The following is a 20312-nucleotide window of genomic DNA, read 5'->3' as shown; positions in this document are numbered from 1 at the left end:
CCCCGGCGCGACAGCGCTCGATACAAGTCTGGGCGACGGGGCGCCAAAAGGAAAGGCAGCGAGCTATGCGTTTGGCTGCGGTGCCGGTTTCCGCTTCACCCGCTTGATCGTGCCGGAGAAAGTGAACAGGGGCCGCCCGCCTGATGTCAGCTTGCCGCGCAGGAAGATCAGCGAGCCGCCGGCGCGGGAGACTTCGCCGACGCATTCGATCAACTCGCCTTCGCGCGCCGCGTCGAGGAAGTCGCAGGCGAAATTGGTGGTCACGGCCGGCCCATCCAGTTCGTGAGTCGCGATCGCGAACAGGCAATAGTCGGCAAACGCCATGAAGCAGCCGCCATGGACGTTTCCGGAGCCGTTGAGGTGCTTTTTCTCGACCCGGAACGCCGAGCGGACGCTGCCGTCGTCCTCGATCTTGTGCCAGAACGGGCCGATATGGCTCTCAAAACTGTCGCGAATCCAGGTTCGCCAGCCCTGGAATTCGCCATCGGTGGCGATGTGGAGGTCGGGGCGGCGAGGCGGCGGCGCTTTGGTCAATTCGTGCAAGGAAATGGGCCTTCAATTGCGGGTCTTTTGCCCTTAAATCCGATCTGTCCGCGCTGTGCAATTCCTGTTCCCGCAGCCCCCGGCCGCAAAACGTGGGACAGCGGGAAAATGCGCCATAAAGGGCTTTTCCAAGCCGCCCGATGTTCCTAAGAACGGCCAACTGCTGCCGAAAGCCCAAATTCCATGAAGAACGAACCCAAGATCACCCCCGAGCTGATTGCCGCCCACGGGCTCAAGCCCGACGAGTATGAGCGCATCCTGAAGCTGATCGGGCGGGAGCCGACCTTCACCGAGCTCGGCATCTTCTCGGCGATGTGGAACGAGCACTGCTCGTACAAGTCCTCCCGCCTCCATCTGAAGGGCTTGCCGACCAAGGCGCCCTGGGTGATCCAGGGCCCGGGCGAGAATGCCGGCGTGATCGACATCGGCGACGGCCAGGCCGTGGTCTTCAAGATGGAGAGCCACAACCACCCGAGCTACATCGAGCCGTACCAGGGCGCCACCACCGGCGTCGGCGGCATCTTGCGCGACGTCTTCACGATGGGCGCGCGGCCGATCGCCTGCCTCAATGCGCTGAGCTTCGGCTCGCCCGAGCATGCCAGGACGCGGCATCTTGTCTCCGGCGTCGTCGCCGGGGTCGGCGGCTATGGCAATTCCTTCGGCGTGCCGACGGTCGGTGGTCAGGTCCGCTTCCACACCCGCTATGACGGCAACATTCTCGTCAACGCGATGGCGGTCGGCCTCGCCGATACCGACAAGATCTTCTATGCGGCCGCCTCGGGCGTGAACATGCCGATCGTCTATCTCGGCTCCAAGACCGGCCGCGACGGCATCCACGGCGCCTCGATGGCCTCGGCCGAGTTCGACGACAAGTCCGAGGAGAAGCGTCCGACCGTGCAGGTCGGCGATCCCTTCGCCGAGAAGCTGCTGTTAGAGGCTTGTCTCGAGATCATGGAGAAGGGCTGCGTCATCGCGATCCAGGACATGGGCGCGGCGGGGCTGACGTGTTCGGCGGTCGAGATGGGCGCCAAGGGCGACCTCGGCGTCGATCTCGATCTCGATGCGGTGCCGACGCGCGAGATCGGCATGAGCGCCTACGAGATGATGCTCTCGGAGAGCCAGGAGCGCATGCTCATGGTGCTCAAGCCCGAGAAGGAGAAAGAGGCCGAGGCGATCTTCAAGAAGTGGGGCCTCGATTTCGCCGTGGTCGGCTACACCACGCCGAGCAAGCGCTTCGTGGTCAAGCATGGCGGCGACGTCATGGCCGATTTGCCGATCAAGGAGCTCGGCGACGAGGCGCCGCTCTATGACCGCCCGCATGTCCCCTCCGCCGCTTTGCCGGTCGTGCATGCGCGCGAAGTGGTGGCCCCGATGGGGCTCGGTGCCGCGCTCGAAAAGCTGATCGGCACGCCCGACATGTGCAGCAAGCGCTGGGTCTGGGAGCAGTACGACCACGTCATTCTCGGCAACACCATGCAGCGTCCGGGCGGCGATGCCGCCGTCGTGCGGGTGCAGGACGGCCCGAAGGGCCTGGCGCTGACCGTCGACGTGACGCCGCGCTATTGCGAAGCCGATCCGTTTGAAGGGGGCAAGCAGGCGGTGGCGGAAGCCTGGCGCAACATCACCGCCGTCGGCGGTAAGCCGCTCGCGATCACTGACAACCTCAATTTCGGCAATCCCGAGCGGCCCGAGATCATGGGCCAGTTCGTCGGCTGCCTGAAGGGCATCTCGGAAGCCTGCCGCACGCTCGACTTCCCGGTCGTGTCCGGCAATGTCTCGCTCTACAACGAGACCAACGGCCGCGCGATCCTGCCGACGCCCTCGATCGGCGGCGTCGGCCTGCTCGACGACTTCACCAAGTCGGCCTCGCTTGCCTTCAAGGCCGAGGGCGAGGCGATCCTCCTGATCGGCGAGACCCATGGCTGGCTCGGCCAGTCCGTTTACCTGCGCGACATCTGCGGTCGCGAGGAGGGCGCGCCGCCGCCGGTCGACCTTGCGGCCGAGAAGCGCAACGGCGACTGCGTGCGCGGCATGATCCATGCGGGCACCGCGACCGCCGTGCACGATCTCTCCGACGGTGGCCTTTTGATCGCGCTCGCCGAGATGGCGATGGCGAGCGGCATCGGCGCAAAACTGCTCGCGGCGCCGACCGCGCTGGTGCCGCAGGCCTATTGGTTCGGCGAGGACCAGGCGCGCTATCTCGTTACCGTGCCGGAAACGGAAGCCGGCCGCGTGCTCGCCAAGATGCGCGGCTGCGAGGTGCCCTGCGTGCGGATCGGCACCACCGGCGGCGACGCCCTCGCGATCGCGGGCGAGGCACCTGTAACGATCAAGGCGCTGCGAACCTCGTTCGAGCGCTGGCTGCCGGAGTATATGGGCGGCAAGGCGGCGTAAGGCGCTTCCGCAAACTCCGTCATTGCGAGCGCAGCGAAGCAATCCAGAGCCTCACCGCCGAGGCACTCTGGATTTGCTTCGTCGCAAGAGCTCCTCGCAATGACGAATGGAAAGAGCTCGGCCTCACAATACGTGCGTGGCCCCCGGAATCTTCCGCAAGCCCGCCGTCAGGCCCCAGCTCAAGATCACCGTGAGCACGAAGCCGATCGTGGCTTTCACGATCGCAGGCAGCGTATAGTCGAACAGCGCGTACTGGATCCACAACGCGATCGGATAGTGCACCAGGAAGATGCCGTAGGCGTCCGCCTGCATGCGGTCGAGCAGGTTCGGGCCCGGCGATTTCTGGTGCAGGAAGAACGCGAGAATCGCAAGCAGGATCGAACCTGAGAACAGCACGAAGAACGTGCCGTAGATGGCCTGGTACCAGTGCGGCTGCGGGTCTGGATTGCCCAGAACTTCGCGCTTGATGTAGATCATGCCCCACATCAGGCAGTAAGGGATCAGCGTGGCGATCACCCAGAGCCAGCGCTGTTTCGGCAACTGGCCGCCGGCGCTGAGGATGCCGCGGTCGAAGTTCGCAGCTCCAACACTGACGCCGATGAAGAAATAGGCGAAGTAGAGCAGGATGCGGCTTGCCTGCACCGAGAACGGCCCGAGCTCGAACCATTTGCTGCCGCCGAAATAGAGCAGCGCCGGCACGTAGGCGATGGTCGTGACGACGACGAGCAGCAGCCAGAATACAGCCGGCTGGTCGAATCCGCGCAGCGACGCGCGGTTGCCTGGGTCGACCAGATGCGCGGAGACCCGGTAGAGCAGGCTCGCGGTGAGGTCGAACGCCAGCAGCACCCACACGAACCAGATCGGGCCGCTCGGCCACGGGCCAACCGTGATCGTCTTCCACCAGAATGCCGTGAAGCTCAGCCCGGGATCGTGCCGCAGCGCGATTGCGTAATAGGCGAGCGGGATGACGGTGAACGCCGCGATCGCGAACGGCAGCCCGAGCCGCAACAGGCGGTCGCGGAGAAAAACTGACGGCGCCTTGCGCGCGATGCCCGGCCAGGTGAACAGTCCCGACAGAAAGAAGAACATCGCCATGAAGAAGCTGTCGGTGGCCAGCACGATCACGTCGAAACCGGCCCAGGACGCCGGATCGGTGTGCCCGAAATAGGTGTAGGGAATGACGGCGTGGTGCAGCAGCACCACCAGCGTGAGGAAGGTGCGGGCGCGATCGAGCGACAGATTGCGCGCCTTGGCCTTCGGCACCGCGTGCGCCTCTGCGCCGATCGTCGCTGAATGTGACATCGTCATCGTGGCCGCCCCGGTCGCGCTTTCCGTCCCGGCCGGACTTTGCCGCCGGGAACCGGATTCAGCAAGGGTCGTTTGGGACGCCCGCAGGTCTCAAGACCGCTAGGAACCAGTTCCCCGCGACGAAGTTAGCGTTCGCCAAAAGGGCTTGGGACCGCGGCAAGCGGTACAATTTCGGAGCTGGCGATGACGATCCTGAAATGGGCGCTGATCTTCTTACTTGTCTCGATCGTGGCCGGCGTGCTCGGCTTCACCGGCATCTCGGCCGCCTCCGCCGACATCGCCCGCTTCCTGTTCTACGTGTTCGTCGCGATCTTCCTGGTGCTGCTGATCCTGGGGCTCACGATATTCAGGGCGTAGCGGGGCTGCTCCAGCATTCCCAGTCGTCATGCCCGGGCTTGTCCCGGGCATCCACGTCGCTGTATCCGCGATTGGCCAAGAACGTGGATGGCCGGGACGAGCCCGGCCATGACGCAAGCAGCTACCCCACTTCCTCGATCTTCACCTTGTCCGGATAGAAGGCGAGATGACCGGAAATCTCGGTCATCGCGGGGAAGGGCACCTCATAGGTCCAGATCGCGTTATCCAGCGTCTTGCCGTCGGCCTTGACGCTGTAATAGCTCGCATCCCCCTTGTAGGGACAGTGGGTGACGCGGTCGGTGCGCTCCAGCAGCGCCATGTTGGCGTCCTGTCGCGGCACATATTGCACCGCCGGATATTTCGCCTCTTTCAGCGTCAGCGCCTTGGTGGTCTCGGCGATCACGATATCGCCGGCCGTGACGCGGACGCGCCGGGGATTTGGGGTAATGGTGATGGGGTGGTCGGGCCCTGGAAGCTTCATGATTTCACGCCTTTTCGATCACTCTGCCGCGCGCGGCACTTTGTCGTGGCTTTATCCAGATCGGATCACCGATATAGTGCCGGAAGGCGTGACGTAGAAGGCCGTTCACGCTAAGTTTGGCCCCGCCGGCAAGTTTGGCTTTGCAGATATGGACCCCGGCAGCGATTCGACGACAGGGCTGATTGCAGCCGAGACAGGAGCACGACCCGAATGCCAATGGACGCCCACGATATCGAGGCGATGATCAAGGCGGCGATCCCCGATGCCGAGGTGACCATCCGTGACCTCGCCGGGGACGGCGATCACTATGCCGCGACCGTGATCTCGGAGACCTTCCGCGGCAAGTCCCGCGTCCAGCAGCACCAGATCGTCTATCAGTCCCTGCGCGGCCAGATGGGCGGCGTGCTGCATGCGCTGGCGCTGCAAACCGGGGTACCGGGCGCCTGATCTGATCGTGACGGGGGGATGACGATGGCTGCGGACAATCCTCGCGGCGCGATGTTTCGCGTCATCCTGCCGAACCAGCACAGCCGCGTCACCAATGCCGAGCTGTTCTTCGACCTGGTCTTCGTTTTCGCGATCACGCAGGTCTCACACACATTGCTGCACCATTTCACCCCGCTCGGTGCCGTGCACGTCGCGGTGCTGTTTCTCGCGGTATGGTGGGTGTGGGTCTACACCGCCTGGGTCACCAACTGGCTCGATCCCGAGCTGACGCCGGTCCGCATCCTGATCTTCCTGATGATGCTGGGCGGCCTCGTGCTGTCGACGACGATCCCGACCGCCTTCGAGGGGCGGGGCCTGTGGTTTGCGATCGCCTACGCAACCATGCAGGTCGGGCGCACCGCCTTCTGGATGTTTGCAACGCCGCGGCATCGAACTGCGGTCCGGCACAATGCGATCCGCATCCTGACGTGGCTCTCGGTCTCCGCAATCTTCTGGATCCTCGGCGGCCTCGCCCATGACGAGACGCGGCTGTGGTTCTGGATCGTGGCACTGACGATCGAATACATCTCGCCGGCGGTGCGCTTCTGGGTCCCCAAGCTGGGCTTCTCGTCGGTGGAGGCCTGGGCCGTCGAAGGCGGCCACATGGCCGAGCGCTGCTCGCTCTTCGTCATCATCGCGCTTGGCGAGGCCGTCGTCGTCAACGGCGCGACCTTTGCCGAACTGGACTGGACCGCGGACAACATTCTGGCCTTCGTCTCCGCGCTGGTCGGCAGCATCGCGATGTGGTGGGTCTATTTCCACAAGGGCGCCGAGGCCGGCGCCGAGCGCATCTCGAAATCCGCCGAATCCGGCCGGTTGGCGCGGCTCGCCTACACCTATCTGCACATGCCGATCGTCGCCGGCATCATCCTGACCGCGGTCTCCGACGAGCTGGTGCTGAAGCATCCGCTCGGCCATTCAGACATCAGGACCATCGTCAGCACGATCGGCGGTCCCTTGCTATTCCTTGTTGGCACCATCCTGTTCAAGCACGCGATCCGCGGCTTCCTCCAGCTCTCGCACGGGATTGGCATCATCGCGCTCGCGGCGCTGTCGTGGTTCGCTGCCGAGCTGTCCCCTCTATGGCTGTCGGTCGCCGCGACGGTGATCATGATCGTCGTTGCGGTGTGGGAGTCGGTGTCGCTGGGGTCGGCGCCGGACGAGGCTGGGGAGCATTGAGCCGGCGCCATCGGCGCCAGAGCGCTTACTCCGCCGCCTCCAGCGCGTGCACGGAGAACATCTTCGCGGCATCCGTCCAGCTCTCGCGCACCCGCCAGCCCGCGCCCTGCGCCAGCGCGGCAAAGCGCTCGATGCTGTATTTGTAGCTGTTCTCGGTATGAATGCTCTCGCCCGGGCGGAACGAAAAGCTGGTGCCGAGCAGGCGCACGGTCTGGCTCTTCTTGCTGATCAGGTGCATCTCGATGCGGTGCCGCTCGCGATTGTAGATCGCACGATGGGTGAAGGCGGAGAGATCGAAATTGCCGCCGAGCTCGCGATTGATCCGCACCAGTACATTGAGGTTGAAACGTGCGGTGACGCCGGCGGCATCGTTATAGGCGTCGTGGAGCAGGCGCTCCTCCTTCTCAAGGTCGGCGCCGATGATCATCTGCGCACCCCGGCCCAGGATGGCGCGCGCGCTGCTCAGGAAGGCCTGCGCTTCATGCGGCTCGAAATTGCCGATGGTCGAGCCCGGGAAGAACCCGACCTTGGGCATCGGCGCCACCGCCTTGGGCAGCTCGAACGGGGTGGTGAAGTCGGCCGCCACCGGGTAGATGCCGAGTGACGGAAAATCCCGCTTCAGGCCGTTTGCCTGCGCCGTCAGGAAGTCGCCGGAGATGTCGACGGGCACATAGGCCGCGAACTTGCAGTGATTGAGCAGCAGGCGGACCTTTGTGGTCGCGCCGGCGCCGAATTCCACGAGGGCTGCGTGCTCCGGAATGATCTTTGCGATCTCGCTGCCACGCTCCTTCAGGATCGCCAGCTCCGTACGCGTCGGATAATATTCCGGCAGCCGCGTGATCGCCTCGAACAGTTCCGATCCGGCCGCATCATAGAAATATTTCGGCGACAGCTTTTTGGGCTGCTGCGAGAGGTCCTCGATGGCCTCGCGGGCAAAGGCGGTGGTCTGCTCGTCGGGAAGATGGGCTTCGGCCAAAGCGCTGGCGTGCACATTCATGATACTCTCCTGAACGCGCTGTCCGGCGCGCATCTGTCGTCGGATGAGAATTTTACTCGTAGTCGGCGAGCCGCAGTCCCGTGAATTGCCAGCGGTGGTGCGGATAAAAGAAGTTACGATAGGTGATACGGCTGTGCCCCTCCGGGGTTGCAAGCGAAGAGCCGCGCAGCACCAGCTGGTTGACCATGAACTTGCCGTTGTATTCGCCGAGCGCGCCTTCGATCGCGCGATAGCCGGGGTACGGCGAGTAGGACGATCGCGTCCACTGCCAGACCACGCCGAAGGCATCGTTAAGCTGGCCGGCGCGGGCCGCGACTTCCCATTCCATCTCGGTCGGCAGATGCTTTCCGGCCCAGCGCGCAAAGGCGTCGGCCTCGTAATAGCTGACGTGGCAGACGGGCGCGTCGGGATCGACCGCCTTGAGGCCGGCCAGCGTCATGACCTGCCATTGGCCGTCGACCTCGCGCCAATGGCCCGGGGCCTGCCAGTCGTCCTTGCTGGCGGCGGCAAAGCCGTCCATCAGCCACAGTGTTGCGTTCGCGTAGCCGCCATCGCGCATGAAGGCCAGCCATTCGCCATTGGTGACGAGATTGCGTGCGATCTTGACCGGGCCGACGAGCGCGCGGTGGGCCGGCTTCTCGTTGTCGAAATGGAAGCTGTCCTCGACATGGCCGACGGTGTGGATGCCCTCGTTGAGAATCAGCCAGTCGTTGCCGACGCGCGTTGCGGACGGAAAGCGCCAGTCCCGATCGTAGGCGGGATAGATCGGGTTCTGCGCAAAGGCGTGCAGGATATCGGTGAACATCAATTCCTGATGCTGCTGCTCGTGATTGAGCCCGACCTCGACCAATGGGGCGAGGGCACGGAGCTTGTCCTCGCCGGCCTCGCGGAAGAACTTCACGACCGCAGCATCGACATAACTGCGATAGGCGCCGACCTCGCTTGCACTGGGACGGGTGATGTCGCCGCGGTGATTCCGGGCATGACGGGGCCCTGCGCTGACGTAATAGGAATTGAACAGGAAGGCAAAATCGGGGTGGAAGGGCTGGTAGCCGGGGCAATGTTCGCGGAGCACGAACTGCTCCCAGAACCAAGTGGTGTGCGCCCGGTGCCATTTCGCCGGGCTCGCATCCGGCATGGATTGGATCTGCTGGTCCTCCGGCGAGAGCGGCGCGGCACGGCGCTCGGTCTCGTTGCGGACGGTGAGAAAGGCATCCTCAAGCCGCCGGGCGAGGTTGCTCGGGTCGACCGACGGTGACGAAAGCGGCGGACTGGCCGTAGCGGAGGCTTGTTTCGTCACGTTTTTCTCCAGACAGGACAAGAGAACGTTGTTGGCGTTGCCGGGTTCCAAAACGCCGGGTTCGTCCTAGATAGGGGCTCCGGGACGGTATGAAAGTCCTCCCTGACCATGATATTCGTGCCATCATGCAACGGGCCGGCGGTGCCGAGAGAGGTCCGCCCAGCGGCCGCTCGCCGCCATTTTACTTTGGATGCACAACGGTTTGGGCTACATATATAGGCAAGGATCGGGTTAAATCGGCTGAGCCAGCCCGAAGCGATTGGAGTGGGCTCCGCCCCATAAGGACACGGATATGAGCATCGAGGAATTCATCGCCAACGAAGTGAAGTCGAACGACGTGGTTCTGTTCATGAAGGGCACACCGCAATTTCCGCAGTGCGGGTTCTCCGGCCAGGTCGTCCAGATCCTCGACCACATCGGCGTCGGCTATAAGGGCCTCAACGTTCTCGAATCCGCCGAACTGCGCAACGGCATCAAGGACTATTCGAACTGGCCGACCATTCCGCAGCTCTATGTGAAGGGCGAGTTCGTCGGCGGCTGCGACATTGTCCGCGAGATGTTCCAAGCCGGTGAATTGCAGCAGCTCTTCTCCGAAAAGGGCGTCGCTGTCGCGGCCTGATAGGTGACCCAGCTGACGCGCCGGATCGGCGGCGCGGAGCTCAAGGTCGTCGTTGCTGACATCACCACGCTGAGCGTTGACGCCATCGTCAACGCGGCCAATACGTCGCTCCTGGGCGGGGGCGGCGTCGATGGCGCGATTCATCGGGCGGCCGGGCCCGAGCTTCTCGCCGAGTGCCGGAAGCTCGGAGGATGCCCGACCGGCGATGCCAAGATCACCACGGGCTACCTTCTCCCTGCGCGCCATGTGATTCATGCCGTCGGCCCGGTCTGGCACGGCGGCACTTGCGGTGAGGCAGAGGCGCTGGGCTCCTGCTATCGCCGTGCGCTTGAGCTCTGTGAGGCCAATCAGCTGACCTCCGTGGCGTTCTCCGCAATTTCAACCGGGGTTTACGGCTTTCCGGCCGACCAGGCCGCAAAGATTGCGGTCCATGCAACCATTGAAGCCCTGCCGGCCGCGCCGCTGGTCGCCGACGCCATATTTTGTTGTTTCTCGGAAAAGAGCGCGGCTCTGCACGCGGACGTTTTGGCGCGGTATGGCGGCCCTTGTGCCTGATGACGCGGTCGGTACACTCCCGCCGGGCCATGTTCCGGGGAGGGGATATGATTGCACAATCTGGACTGCGCGCGCTGGTCTGCGCCGCGCTTGTGTCGTTGGGTACGATGTCGTTCGCGCGGGCGGAGGGCACCTACGAGATTCCGGCCGGTGCGCATTTCAATCCGGACAAGCTCGCCAGGATCACCGAGTTCTTCAAGAACGAGGTCGCGACCGGCAAGATCGCCGGCGCAAACGTGCTCATCAAGCAACATGGCAAGCCGGTGTACCACCAAGTCTTCGGCGTGCAGGACGCGGTCAGCAACGCGCCGATCACCGACAAGACGATCTTCCGTCTGTTCTCGATGAGCAAGGCGATCGCTTCTGTTGTCGCAGTGAAGTTGATCGAGGAAGGTACGATCAAGCTCGACGATCCCGTCTCGAAATACATTCCGTCCTTTGCCAATGTGAAAGTCGGCGTCGAGAAGAAGGCCGAGGACGGCACCAAGTCGCTCGAGCTCGTGCCGCCGAACCGGCCGATGACGGTGCATGATTTGATGACGCACACCTCGGGCGTCACCTACGGCTTCTACGGCGACAGCCTGGTCCGCAAGGCCTATCGCGAGGCCAACATCTATGCCGGCGATTTCGACCTCGCGGAATTCGCCGAGCGAATCGCAAAACTTCCGCTGCACAACCAGCCGGGCGCACTGTGGCAATACGGCCATTCCACCGACATCCTGGCGCGGGTGATGGAGGTCGCGGCCGGCAAGCCGCTGATCGAGATCGAGCGGGAGAAGCTGCTCGACCCGCTCGGCATGGTCGACACCGGCTTCTTCGTCACCGATCCCGAGAAGCAGAAGCTGCTGGCGCAGCCGGTGCCGAACGACAGCGATTTCCGGGTCGGGCGGATCAACGATCCGACGGTCGTCAAGAAGATCCAGTTCGCCAGCGGCGGTATGGTCACGACCATGGCCGATTATGAGCGCTTTACGCAGATGCTGCTCAACGGCGGCAGCCTCGACGGCAAGACGATTCTCAAACCGGAGACGTTCAAGCTGATGGTGACCGACCAGATCGGCCCCAAATCGGGCGTCGATCGCGATTATTTCTACTTCCCCGGCGATGGTTTCGGCTTCGGTCTCGGACTTGCGGTCCGCACCGATCCCGGCAACGCCAAACCGCCGCCGCCCGGCGATCTCGGCGAATTGAAATGGGACGGCGCCTCCGGCTGCTATTTCGTGATCGACCCCAAGCAGGACATGTTCTTCGTTCTGCTGGAGCAGACCCCGACCGAGCGCCAGCGCGTGCAGCGGACATTGAAGCAGCTGGTTTATGAAGCGATGGAGAATTGACATGTTCGGGCGCCGCGCATTGGTCGCGGCGCTCGTCCTTCTCGCCGGCGGCATCGTTGCGAAGGCGGGCTCGGAGAGACCTGCGGCCCGCCCGCTCTCGCCCGCGGGGCTGACGAAGGTTTCCGACTACATCCGCAACGAGGTCGCCACCGGCAAGATCCCCGGCGCCATCCTGCTGCTTCAGCAGCACGGCAAGCCGGCGTATTACCAGAATTTCGGCGTCCGCGACGTCGCGACCGAACTCTCGATGAGCGCCGACACAATCTTCCGCCTCTACTCAATGTCGAAGCCGGTCACCTCAGTCATGGCGATGATGCTGGTTGAGGAGGGCAGGCTTTCGCTCGACGATCCCGTCTCGAAATACATTCCGGCCTTTGCCGGCATGAAGGTCGGCATCGAGAGGAAGGCCGGGGACGGCAAAGTCGCCCTGGCGCTGGAGCCGCTGGAGCGACCCATCACGATCAAGGATCTGCTGCGCCACACCTCAGGGGTGCCTTACGGCTATTACGGCGGCGGAATGGTCCGCGAGCTCTACGCGGACGCCAATCTCTTCAACAGCAATCTGACCAACGCCGAATTCGCCGCCAAGATCGCCACATTGCCGCTGGTCGAGCAGCCCGGCACGGTGTGGGATTACGGCTATTCCACCGACGTGCTCGGCCGCGTTGTCGAAATCATTGCCGGAAAGACGCTGCTGCAATTCGAGAAGGAGCGGCTGCTCGATCCGCTCGGCATGACCGAGACGGCTTTCTTCGTCGCAGATCCCGCCAAATTCCCGCTCATCGCCGAGCCGATGCCGGAGGATCGGAACATCAATCCGACGACGCAGGTCCGTGACATCAGGCGGCCCGCGATCTGGGAATCGGGCGGCGGCGGCATGGTCGGCACGGTCGGTGACTATGCCCGCTTCGCCCAGATGCTGCTCAACGGCGGCACTTATCAGGGCCGGCGCTATCTCAAGCCAGAAACCATCGCGCTGATGGCCTCGGATCATATCGGGCCGGAAACGAAGATCGCGCGCGATCAGAACTATTATCCGGGCGGGTCTTCGGGCTTCGGTCTCGGCTTTGCCGTGCGCACCTCGGTGCCCCCTGGAACGGCGTGGCCGCTCGGGGAATATCGCTGGGACGGCGTCGGCGGCACGTTTTTCTTCATCGATCCCGAGGACGATCTGTTCGGGATCTTCATGGTGCAGACCCCGACGCAGCGCGGCCGGATTCAACTGACGCTGAAGACACTGATCTACCAGGCGATGGGCCGGTAGCTTTTCGTCTAGCCCCGCTGTCGTGGTCCGGATGGAGCGAAGCGCAATCCGGGACCGCTGCCGATGTCGCCCCGGATTTCGCTGCGCTCCATCCGGGCTACGGGGCTACAGGACTTACGCTCCGCGCACGATCTCGCGGATATATCCGATCGTCTCCTCGACCTGGCTCGCATTGACGTCGAGATGGGTGCAGGCGCGGATGCGGCCGTCCATCATCGCAAGCGTCACACCGCGCTGGCGCAGCGCCGCGACCATCTTGTCGCCGGGAATGCCGGCACCATCGGGCTTGAAGAACACCAGATTGGTCTCGGGCTCCTGCACCTCGACGCCTGCGATCTGCGACAGTCCGCGAGCGAGCGCGCGCGCATTGGCGTGATCGTCGGCGAGCCGCTCGACATGATGGTCGAGCGCGTAGATGCAAGCCGCCGCGCAGATTCCGGCCTGTCGCATCGAGCCGCCGAGTCGCTGCTTCCACTGCCAGACCGCATCGATGAAGGCGCGCGAGCCCGCCAGCACGCCGCCGATCGGCGCGCCCAAGCCCTTCGAGAAGTCGATCCAGGCCGAATCCCACCCCGCGGTCATGTCGCGCGGGGAGATGCCGCTCGCGACAGTGGCGTTGAGCAGGCGTGCGCCGTCCATGTGGGTGACGAGGCCATGTTGTTTCGCGATCGCGACGATCTCGTCGAGCGCGGCTTTCTTCCAGATCGTGCCGCCGCCGATATTGGCGGTCTGCTCGACGCTGACCACCGTCTGCGGCGGCTGGTAGCGGGTGCGCGGATGCAGCGCTCTGCGAAAGGTCTCCGGCGTGAACTGGCCGTCGGGCCCCTTCAATTGCGTGACCTGAAAGCCGCCGATTGCGGCATGCGCCCCGCCTTCGCGCGCGATGATGTGCGCGCTTTCATGCGCGAGGATCTCGTCGCCGGAGCGGCAATGCACCAGCGTCGCGGTGACGTTGCACATCGTGCCTGACGGCATGTACACCGCGGCTTCCTTGCCGAGCAGCTCGGCGACGCGCTCGCACAGCGCGTTCACGGTCGGATCGTCGCCGACCTGCTCGTCGCCGACCTCCGCCCGCGCCATCGCCTCGCGCATCGCGGGTGTCGGCTTGGTCTGCGTGTCCGAGAGCAGATTGATGCGCACTGGCGGCGCTTTGGGATCGATCGGGGGAGGGGTGTAGAGCATGCGACGCCTCCTGAAAGTAAACGGCCACTGAAGTGTGGCTCTTTAAGCAAAAAGGCCCCGGCGAACCGGGGCCTTTCGATATTCAGATCTTAGCGCGAATAGAATTCGACGACCAGATGCGGCTCCATCTGCACCGGGAACGGCACGTCGGAGAGGTGCGGGATGCGAATGTATTTCGCGGTCATCTTGCCATGGTCGACTTCGAGATAGTCGGGGGTGTCACGCTCGGAGAGCTGGCTGGCTTCGAGGACGTGAGCGAGCTGCTTGGAGGATTCCTTGACCTCGATCACATCGCCGAGCTTGACCAGATAGCTCGAGATGTTGACCTTGCGGCCGTTCACCTTGACGTGGCCGTGGTTGATGAACTGGCGCGCGGCGAAGATCGTCGAGACGAACTTGGCACGGTACACGACCGCGTCGAGACGGCGCTCGAGCAGGCCGATCAGGTTCTCGCCGGTGTCACCCTTGAGGCGGCTGGCCTCGACATAGATGCTGTGGAACTGACGCTCGGAGATGTTGGCGTAGTAACCCTTCAGCTTCTGCTTGGCGCGCAGCTGCACGCCGAAGTCGGAGAGCTTGCCCTTGCGGCGCTGGCCGTGCTGGCCGGGGCCGTATTCGCGGCGGTTCACGGGGCTCTTCGGGCGGCCCCAGATGTTCTGGCCCATACGGCGATCGAGCTTGTACTTCGCCTCACTGCGCTTAGTCATCGCGTCCTCTTCAGGTACATGGTTTGAGGAAACGCGCCCTCCTGTGTGACGGGCTAGCCCGGCACTGACAGGTCCGATCCCAAAGCTTAAGGGACAGGACCACGGGTCGCGAAACGCTTCGCGGGCCGAAATCGGCCCGCGAGCAAGCGGCTTTTAGGAGGATTTGGGGCTCGCTGTCAATGCGAATGGCCCGGACTCACGTCCCGACCGCTCGGATCGGCTTCGACCCGGCCGCACGTAATTCGGCAGCGATTTCAGTGTTCAGGACCTGTTCCAGCCGGGTCAGGACCCGGGCGATCGGGGCGGCGTCGGTGACCCGATGATCCCAGCGGATCACGACATGGATGGTCTGGTCGGGCCCGACCACCCCATAGCTGACGATGAAGGGGCCGGGCGTGATGGGGTGAAGCTCGCCGCCACCATAGGCGGCCACCGAGCTCAGCGCGAAGCTGCCGAACCAATTGCCGCGCTGCCGGCCGAAATTCAGCCCGATCGCCCAGGACAGCCGCCGCAGTGGCAGCGGCAGGCGGGTCACCCGCATGATCTTGCGGAACATGGGAATTTCGTCGATCGGGGCGGTCTTGGCGCGCCGGATCTCGGCATCGACCGCGGCCAGCGTCATGGCCTCGGGAGCAACGATTCGCTGCGGGATCACGCATTCCTCGCCGCCCTCGACCCGGGCAATGGCCACCGACGCCACGCTCTTCGGCAGCTCGTAGAGCGATGGCCAGGGCCATTTGACATGCACGGTACGCAGGACCGGCTCGTCCCTGGCGACCAGGGCAAAAGCCTTGACGAACATGGCCGCCCAGCCGGCTGGCGCGATCGCGCCCGCGCGGGCCTCCAGCAGGGGGCCAATATCGAGCGATCGGGAAAGGGACACGAAAGGCACGCCCATCGAGGCGTGCATGAGGTCGATGATCAGGCGACGCGGCAGCGAAATGGTCTTGGGCGTCCCGCGCATCGCTCTTTGGTTTCCCCTGATTAAAGTTTGTGCAGCGAACGGGGTTCCCGCTCGTCGCCTGCTCTAGCACGAACCAACCCGCGTGGGGCCGGTCGGTTCGCCGCATCAGGGTGCCGGCGAGGCCAGCGGCTTGGTCTTGTCGACGATGTAAACTCCAAGCACTTTCATAGCCTTATCGCCGTGGGCTTTGGCGTCGTGCACGACGCCTGCCGGGATCTGGTAGGAATCGCCGGCTTTCAGCGTCTTTTCCGGCTGCCCGTCGATGAGGAGATTGAGCTCGCCTTCGAGCACGTAGCCGGTCTCGATGCCCGGATGGGTATGGCGACCGGCCGCGCCGCCCGCCGGAACCTCCGCAATGGCCGTGATGGTGTTGTAGCCATCGGGAAATTCAACCTTCTGGAGCGGGGTGCGCTTGATGCCGGGCTGCTGGGCGAAGGCCGCAACAGCGAGGCCGGTGAAGGCGAGAGCGAGCAAAGTCTTTTTGAGCATGGTTTTTCCTCCCTGGAACGACTGAGCCTAGCAGTGCAGCAGTTCCCGGCAAGGTGGCAATCGGCTTTGCCGTCAGCGCCTGATCCCATCGAACGCCGCCATGATGCCGCGCTGGAAGAGCGACCAGTCGAAGCCGAGCGCGATCGCGCGGTAGCCGCGGTCGACCAGGGCGTTGGCCTGGTCTGCGGTCCGCGCCACGCCGCCGATCGGCACGCCGCTTCTGAGGATGCCGGCCTCGGCCCGCGCCACCAGCTCCAGCAATTCCGGATCGTCCATCTGGCCGCGCTTGTTGATGGAGGTGGCGAGATCGCCGGGGCCGATTACGGCGACGTCGATGCCGGGCGTGGCCATGATCTCGTCGATGCGATTGACGGCGTCGACGTGCTCGATGGTGATCATGCAGATCATCTCGTCGTCGGCGCTGGCCATGTAGTCCGGCATCGACTGGCCCCAGCGGAATGGTGCATGGAACGGACCCCAGAGCCGATCGCCGCGCGGCGGATAGCGCACGCTGCGCACCGCTTTCTCGGCTTCAGTGCAATTGGTGATCATCGGGAAATTGATGCCGAAGGCGCCGATGTCCATCGGTGCCTTCGCAAGCCATGGCTCGTTCGCTGCGATCCGCACCAGCGGTGTACATGGTGTGCCGGTGGTGGCCGCGATCATCGCATGTGCTTCGGTCAGTCCAATCGGCCCGTGCTCGAGATCGACGATGATCCAGTCGAGGGAGCGCGCCATGATCTGCACGGTCTGCACGCTCGGGATCGTCGCGATCGCGCCGAAGGCGGGACGACCCTCGCGCCAGAGCTGGCGGAGACGATTGAGCGGCGTTGCGGGGAGCGACATGGAGAGCCTTGCGATCATCTTGGCGATAACGACGACGGCGGAGCCTAGCAGCGCGCCATCGAGGCGCAAGGTCAGGCCGGAATGCGGCCGCCGAAGAACGGCGTCAGCATGGCCGAAAGGTCATGCACGCGGTTCGAAGTGAAGATCATCTCGGCACCGGATTGCGCGATGCCACCGGTGTGCGGGCCGAGCAGCTCCGAGACGCGGCGGGCGATCGCGGGCGCCGGATCGATCCAGTCGACCGGCCAGGGCGCGAGCTTTTTCAGCCGGTCGAGCAGCAGCGGATAATGCGTGCAGGCGAGCACCACCGTGTCGGTGCGTGCGCCTGCGTCCCCGGCATCGCCGACGAAACACGGGGCGAGCTCGGCGAGGATGGAGTCGTCGCTGACGGGAGAGCCGCTGAGCTCGGCTTCAGCCAGCGCGGCCAGCTCGGGCGAGCCGACCAGTGTCACCTCGCAGCCTTGCGCGAAATCGCGGATCAGCGCCTTGGTGTATTCGCGCTTCACCGTGCCCTTGGTGCCGAGCACCGACACCCGCCGGCTCCTCGACTGCGCGCAGGCCGGCTTGATCGCCGGCACCGTGCCGACGAAGGGCAGGGAATAAGCGGCGCGCAGATGCGATAGGACCAAAGTGGACGCCGTGTTGCAGGCGATGACGACGAGGTCAGGATCGTGCGTGCCGACCAATTCCCCCATCAGCGGCACCACGCGGGCGATGATCGCGTCCTCGCTGTGGTGGCCGTAGGGGAAGAAGGCGTCGTCCGCGACGTAGACGTAATGCGCGTCGGAGCGCGCAGCCACGACCTCACGCAGAACCGTGAGCCCGCCAAGGCCGGAATCGAACACCAGAATCGTCGGAGAATTGGTCACGTGAACACTCTATCCCGACGTGGTTACCATTCGGTTTTTGAGGCGGTTTTGCGGCAGGGGCGTTGAGGGCCAATTTGGATGGATTCAATTTCGCGATTGCCGCATGGTCCCGGTATCAGCTGCCGTACTGCAGTGCGGGGAGGGACAGGCCCGCAAAACTCCGGAGAGCCGACATGATCAGAAATACCAGCAACGGCTGGGGCAGCATTTCCCGATGGTTGCACTGGATTCTGGCGCTGACCATCATCGGCATGATCGGCTTCGGGTGGTGGATGAACCACATCCCGGCGCGTCCCGACCGCTTCTTCTACCGCTCGATCCACGCCGATATCGGCTATGTGATCCTGCTGCTCACGGTGCTGCGCCTGGTCTGGCGCCTCGCCAACCCGACGCCGACCATGCCGGCCGAGACCTCGCGCTGGCATAAGGTCGCGGCCCATGTCAGTCACGGCGCGCTCTATCTCGCCGTCATCATCGTCGCCATGCTCGGCTGGGCGCATTCCGGTGCGCACGCACCTGATTATTCGGACTTTTTCGGCCTGTTTCACGTGCCGCAATTCACCGCTCCCGACCGCGCGGCGGCGGGCGCCTATGAAGACCGCCACATCCTCTTTGCCTATGTGCTGCTCGCGTTGATCGCGATTCACGTGATCGCCGCCCTGTGGCACCATTTCATCCGCCGCGACCGCGTCGTGGCGCGGATGGTGACGGACGAGGCCTAGTCGCAAGCACACCCATGCGTTCTCGTGGCGCATCCCACGTTCTGCTTCATGTCTTCAGGAGGCCTCATGTTCACCGTCCATCATCTCGGCAAGTCGCAGTCCGAGCGAATCGTCTGGCTGTGCGAGGAGCTGGGGATTCCCTACGAGCTGAAGCGCTATACGCGTGATCCTGTCACCATGCTGGCTCCGTCCGAGTACAAGGCGCTGCATCCGGCTGGCACGGCCCCTGTGATCACCGACGGCGAGCTGGTGCTCGCGGAATCCGCCGCCGTCGTCGACTACATCCTTGCGAAATATGGCAACGGCCGACTCGTGCTCGGTCCCACTGATCCCGCCTTCGCGCAGTTTCTGTATTGGCTTCATTTCGCCAATGGCACCCTGCAACCCGGCATGGGGCGGATGATGATCCTGAGCCGGCTCGATCTCGCCAAGGACAATCCGACCCTGCTCGCGATGAAGGGGCGTCTCGATCGGGCTTACGATCTTCTCGACGCAAGGCTTCGCGAGGCCGAATACCTTGCGGGCAGTGCCTTCACGACCGCCGACATCATGACAGTTTTCTCGCTCACCACCATGCGCTACTTCCAGCCCTATGACGTGTCGCGCTGTCCCAACGTGGTCAAATATCTCGGCCGCATCGGCGCGCGGGCGGGCTATCGGCGTGCGATGGAGAAGGGCGACCCGGGCATGGCGCTGCTCTTGAACTGAGTGGTGAGGCGATCGATCACGCGATCCTGTTCGTGGTGGCGGCCCTTTCTGTTGCCAGCTGCTTCTGCAGGCGCTCGATGTTTTGCAGCAGGCGCTGGCTGGTCAGCACCAGGAAGTAATAGCCGAACTGCGGATCCTGGAAGTAGATCTCGAGCAGCCGGTCGTAGGTGATCGTCAGCACCTGGCCGTCCTCGATGCACTCGACCGTTCCGGTGCGCCGGTTGTCCGGCGTGAGGAAGCCGAGCTCGCCCATGAGCGTTCCGGGCAGGATCTCGATGTTGATCTCTTTGACCAGGAACTTGCCGGTGACGGTGAGGAACATCTCGTTGGCCGGATCGCGCAGCTTGAACAGCGTGTCGCCGCGGCGATATTTGCGTTCGGTCATGAACGGCTTGAGCCATTCGATCGACATGTCGCCTTCGGCCGCATGGCGCGCCTTCTTGACCAGCTTGAGCATCTGCCGCAGGCGCAGGGCGTTGATCGGTAGCAGCAGGAGATAGAGCAGGAAGGTCGAGACGTTGGCGGAGAGCGCGCCGAAGACGGCGAAGAATGCGCAGCCGACCATGTTGGCGACGCGCAACGGCACCATGGTCCGCATCAGAAGAGTCGCGACGAAGAAACCGGCCCCGACCGCGGCGAACATATTGGCCACCGTGATGTTCTGGACGAAGATCTCCAGCATCCGATTGAAGATCGAGTCATAGGTGACGTTGTTCGGATCGAGGCCCATCTGGACCAGGATCTTCGCGATCCTGAGGTTATCCGTCGCCGCCTCGAGAATGCGGTCGAGGATCGACGAAATGTCTGCGCTGCCGGACGGCATGGTACTATCCCCGCGTAAGGCCTTCAGTCACGGTCGTATTCTCGACACCATAGCCGAAATCGTACGACGACCGCTTGAATGAAGCTTTCGGCCGCCGTGCCGCAAGGGGCAAATTTTAGCCTGATCGGGCGTTTCGGCAATTGCCTGTTTGGCGGTGCGTATGGCCGTGGCGCGCCCGCGATTCG

22 protein-coding genes are annotated in these 20312 nt (G+C 63.9%); 10 read left to right on the top strand and 12 right to left on the bottom strand.

Annotated features, from left to right (window positions below):
* Positions 1 to 63 precede the first annotated feature (63 nt).
* On the bottom strand, positions 64 to 543 hold the full coding sequence (locus AC0L21_RS05745; RefSeq protein WP_473259096.1) for a PaaI family thioesterase: 480 nt from the start codon (positions 541 to 543) through the stop codon (positions 64 to 66).
* A gap of 183 nt (positions 544 to 726) precedes the next feature.
* Between AC0L21_RS05745 and purL the strand changes: the two genes are divergently transcribed.
* Positions 727 to 2937 (top strand): phosphoribosylformylglycinamidine synthase subunit PurL, encoded by a 2211-nt coding sequence (purL, locus tag AC0L21_RS05740; protein ID WP_473259094.1) that lies wholly within the window; start codon positions 727 to 729, stop codon positions 2935 to 2937.
* 123 nt (positions 2938 to 3060) lie between these two features.
* Here purL and AC0L21_RS05735 read toward each other — a convergent pair whose 3' ends face one another.
* Positions 3061 to 4239 (bottom strand): acyltransferase family protein, encoded by a 1179-nt coding sequence (locus AC0L21_RS05735; RefSeq protein WP_473259441.1) that lies wholly within the window; start codon positions 4237 to 4239, stop codon positions 3061 to 3063.
* Between the two features lie 189 nt (positions 4240 to 4428).
* Between AC0L21_RS05735 and AC0L21_RS05730 the strand changes: the two genes are divergently transcribed.
* Positions 4429 to 4602: a DUF1328 domain-containing protein gene (locus AC0L21_RS05730; RefSeq protein ID WP_007602280.1), complete on the top strand. Its 174-nt coding sequence runs from the start codon at positions 4429 to 4431 to the stop codon at positions 4600 to 4602.
* A 121-nt stretch (positions 4603 to 4723) separates the two neighbouring features.
* Here the strand turns inward: AC0L21_RS05730 and AC0L21_RS05725 are convergent, their stop codons facing one another.
* Positions 4724 to 5083 carry a DUF427 domain-containing protein gene (locus AC0L21_RS05725; RefSeq protein WP_473259091.1) on the bottom strand — a complete coding sequence of 120 codons (360 nt, stop codon included), beginning with the start codon at positions 5081 to 5083 and terminating at the stop codon, positions 4724 to 4726.
* A gap of 210 nt (positions 5084 to 5293) precedes the next feature.
* Between AC0L21_RS05725 and AC0L21_RS05720 the strand changes: the two genes are divergently transcribed.
* Positions 5294 to 5530, top strand: coding sequence for a BolA/IbaG family iron-sulfur metabolism protein (locus AC0L21_RS05720; protein WP_007602284.1), 237 nt, complete (start codon positions 5294 to 5296; stop codon positions 5528 to 5530).
* A gap of 24 nt (positions 5531 to 5554) precedes the next feature.
* On the top strand, positions 5555 to 6748 hold the full coding sequence (locus AC0L21_RS05715) for a low temperature requirement protein A (RefSeq protein ID WP_473259089.1): 1194 nt from the start codon (positions 5555 to 5557) through the stop codon (positions 6746 to 6748).
* 25 nt (positions 6749 to 6773) lie between these two features.
* Here the strand turns inward: AC0L21_RS05715 and egtD are convergent, their stop codons facing one another.
* Positions 6774 to 7745, bottom strand: a complete 972-nt coding sequence (egtD, locus tag AC0L21_RS05710; RefSeq protein WP_473259087.1) for an L-histidine N(alpha)-methyltransferase — start codon at positions 7743 to 7745, stop codon at positions 6774 to 6776.
* 52 nt (positions 7746 to 7797) lie between these two features.
* Positions 7798 to 9096: an ergothioneine biosynthesis protein EgtB gene (gene egtB / locus AC0L21_RS05705; protein WP_473259085.1), complete on the bottom strand. Its 1299-nt coding sequence runs from the start codon at positions 9094 to 9096 to the stop codon at positions 7798 to 7800.
* 241 nt (positions 9097 to 9337) lie between these two features.
* On the opposite strand from egtB, the gene grxD reads away from it, so the two are divergent.
* The 4 genes from grxD to AC0L21_RS05685 are packed head-to-tail and all read left to right on the top strand — an operon-like array spanning position 9338 to position 12817.
* Complete coding sequence (gene grxD, locus AC0L21_RS05700; protein ID WP_007602294.1) at positions 9338 to 9664, top strand: Grx4 family monothiol glutaredoxin; 327 nt, start codon at positions 9338 to 9340, stop codon at positions 9662 to 9664.
* A gap of 3 nt (positions 9665 to 9667) precedes the next feature.
* Positions 9668 to 10219: an O-acetyl-ADP-ribose deacetylase gene (locus AC0L21_RS05695; RefSeq protein WP_473259082.1), complete on the top strand. Its 552-nt coding sequence runs from the start codon at positions 9668 to 9670 to the stop codon at positions 10217 to 10219.
* Between the two features lie 47 nt (positions 10220 to 10266).
* Positions 10267 to 11553, top strand: a complete 1287-nt coding sequence (locus tag AC0L21_RS05690; protein WP_473259080.1) for a serine hydrolase domain-containing protein — start codon at positions 10267 to 10269, stop codon at positions 11551 to 11553.
* A gap of 1 nt (position 11554) precedes the next feature.
* Positions 11555 to 12817: a serine hydrolase domain-containing protein gene (locus AC0L21_RS05685; RefSeq protein WP_473259078.1), complete on the top strand. Its 1263-nt coding sequence runs from the start codon at positions 11555 to 11557 to the stop codon at positions 12815 to 12817.
* Positions 12818 to 12931: 114 nt separating this feature from the next.
* On the opposite strand, the gene AC0L21_RS05680 is transcribed toward AC0L21_RS05685, so the two are convergent.
* The 6 genes from AC0L21_RS05680 to murI all read right to left on the bottom strand — a co-directional run bounded on the left by AC0L21_RS05680 (position 12932) and on the right by murI (position 17874).
* Positions 12932 to 13999 carry a threonine aldolase family protein gene (locus tag AC0L21_RS05680; protein ID WP_473259074.1) on the bottom strand — a complete coding sequence of 356 codons (1068 nt, stop codon included), beginning with the start codon at positions 13997 to 13999 and terminating at the stop codon, positions 12932 to 12934.
* Between the two features lie 89 nt (positions 14000 to 14088).
* Positions 14089 to 14706, bottom strand: coding sequence for a 30S ribosomal protein S4 (gene rpsD / locus AC0L21_RS05675; RefSeq protein ID WP_007602315.1), 618 nt, complete (start codon positions 14704 to 14706; stop codon positions 14089 to 14091).
* Between the two features lie 196 nt (positions 14707 to 14902).
* On the bottom strand, positions 14903 to 15670 hold the full coding sequence (locus tag AC0L21_RS05670) for an acyltransferase (RefSeq protein WP_473259072.1): 768 nt from the start codon (positions 15668 to 15670) through the stop codon (positions 14903 to 14905).
* Positions 15671 to 15775: 105 nt separating this feature from the next.
* Positions 15776 to 16159 (bottom strand): cupin domain-containing protein, encoded by a 384-nt coding sequence (locus AC0L21_RS05665; RefSeq protein WP_247362425.1) that lies wholly within the window; start codon positions 16157 to 16159, stop codon positions 15776 to 15778.
* A 72-nt stretch (positions 16160 to 16231) separates the two neighbouring features.
* Positions 16232 to 17005, bottom strand: coding sequence for an HpcH/HpaI aldolase family protein (locus AC0L21_RS05660; protein WP_473259068.1), 774 nt, complete (start codon positions 17003 to 17005; stop codon positions 16232 to 16234).
* 71 nt (positions 17006 to 17076) lie between these two features.
* The gene (murI, locus tag AC0L21_RS05655; RefSeq protein ID WP_473259065.1) at positions 17077 to 17874 is read right to left on the bottom strand and encodes a glutamate racemase; all 798 of its coding nucleotides are present in this window, start codon (positions 17872 to 17874) and stop codon (positions 17077 to 17079) included.
* Between the two features lie 173 nt (positions 17875 to 18047).
* On the opposite strand from murI, the gene AC0L21_RS05650 reads away from it, so the two are divergent.
* The gene (locus tag AC0L21_RS05650) at positions 18048 to 18596 is read left to right on the top strand and encodes a cytochrome b (protein WP_473259063.1); all 549 of its coding nucleotides are present in this window, start codon (positions 18048 to 18050) and stop codon (positions 18594 to 18596) included.
* Positions 18597 to 18662: 66 nt separating this feature from the next.
* Positions 18663 to 19304, top strand: a complete 642-nt coding sequence (locus AC0L21_RS05645) for a glutathione S-transferase family protein (RefSeq protein ID WP_473259061.1) — start codon at positions 18663 to 18665, stop codon at positions 19302 to 19304.
* Positions 19305 to 19320: 16 nt separating this feature from the next.
* Here AC0L21_RS05645 and AC0L21_RS05640 read toward each other — a convergent pair whose 3' ends face one another.
* The gene (locus tag AC0L21_RS05640) at positions 19321 to 20127 is read right to left on the bottom strand and encodes a Crp/Fnr family transcriptional regulator (protein ID WP_473259058.1); all 807 of its coding nucleotides are present in this window, start codon (positions 20125 to 20127) and stop codon (positions 19321 to 19323) included.
* Positions 20128 to 20312 lie beyond the last annotated feature (185 nt).

Source organism: Bradyrhizobium sp. WSM4873, assembly GCF_055811355.1.
The sequence above is the reverse complement of the archived record's forward strand: the minus strand, read 5'-3'. Positions and strand labels throughout refer to the sequence as shown.

Excerpts from the sequence above, each read along its gene's own strand:
- AC0L21_RS05725 (WP_473259091.1), bottom strand. The coding sequence starts at position 5,083 with ATGAAGCTTCCAGGGCCCGACCACCCCATCACCATTACCCCAAATCCC.
- AC0L21_RS05660 (WP_473259068.1), bottom strand. The coding sequence starts at position 17,005 with ATGTCGCTCCCCGCAACGCCGCTCAATCGTCTCCGCCAGCTCTGGCGC.
- egtD (WP_473259087.1), bottom strand. The coding sequence starts at position 7,745 with ATGAATGTGCACGCCAGCGCTTTGGCCGAAGCCCATCTTCCCGACGAG.
- AC0L21_RS05690 (WP_473259080.1), top strand. The coding sequence starts at position 10,267 with ATGATTGCACAATCTGGACTGCGCGCGCTGGTCTGCGCCGCGCTTGTG.
- AC0L21_RS05735 (WP_473259441.1), bottom strand. The coding sequence starts at position 4,239 with ATGTCACATTCAGCGACGATCGGCGCAGAGGCGCACGCGGTGCCGAAG.
- grxD (WP_007602294.1), top strand. The coding sequence starts at position 9,338 with ATGAGCATCGAGGAATTCATCGCCAACGAAGTGAAGTCGAACGACGTG.
- AC0L21_RS05650 (WP_473259063.1), top strand. The coding sequence starts at position 18,048 with ATGATCAGAAATACCAGCAACGGCTGGGGCAGCATTTCCCGATGGTTG.
- AC0L21_RS05665 (WP_247362425.1), bottom strand. The coding sequence starts at position 16,159 with ATGCTCAAAAAGACTTTGCTCGCTCTCGCCTTCACCGGCCTCGCTGTT.
- AC0L21_RS05670 (WP_473259072.1), bottom strand. The coding sequence starts at position 15,670 with ATGCGCGGGACGCCCAAGACCATTTCGCTGCCGCGTCGCCTGATCATC.
- AC0L21_RS05680 (WP_473259074.1), bottom strand. The coding sequence starts at position 13,999 with ATGCTCTACACCCCTCCCCCGATCGATCCCAAAGCGCCGCCAGTGCGC.
- AC0L21_RS05645 (WP_473259061.1), top strand. The coding sequence starts at position 18,663 with ATGTTCACCGTCCATCATCTCGGCAAGTCGCAGTCCGAGCGAATCGTC.
- AC0L21_RS05640 (WP_473259058.1), bottom strand. The coding sequence starts at position 20,127 with ATGCCGTCCGGCAGCGCAGACATTTCGTCGATCCTCGACCGCATTCTC.
- AC0L21_RS05685 (WP_473259078.1), top strand. The coding sequence starts at position 11,555 with ATGTTCGGGCGCCGCGCATTGGTCGCGGCGCTCGTCCTTCTCGCCGGC.
- AC0L21_RS05730 (WP_007602280.1), top strand. The coding sequence starts at position 4,429 with ATGACGATCCTGAAATGGGCGCTGATCTTCTTACTTGTCTCGATCGTG.
- purL (WP_473259094.1), top strand. The coding sequence starts at position 727 with ATGAAGAACGAACCCAAGATCACCCCCGAGCTGATTGCCGCCCACGGG.
- AC0L21_RS05715 (WP_473259089.1), top strand. The coding sequence starts at position 5,555 with ATGGCTGCGGACAATCCTCGCGGCGCGATGTTTCGCGTCATCCTGCCG.
- rpsD (WP_007602315.1), bottom strand. The coding sequence starts at position 14,706 with ATGACTAAGCGCAGTGAGGCGAAGTACAAGCTCGATCGCCGTATGGGC.
- AC0L21_RS05720 (WP_007602284.1), top strand. The coding sequence starts at position 5,294 with ATGCCAATGGACGCCCACGATATCGAGGCGATGATCAAGGCGGCGATC.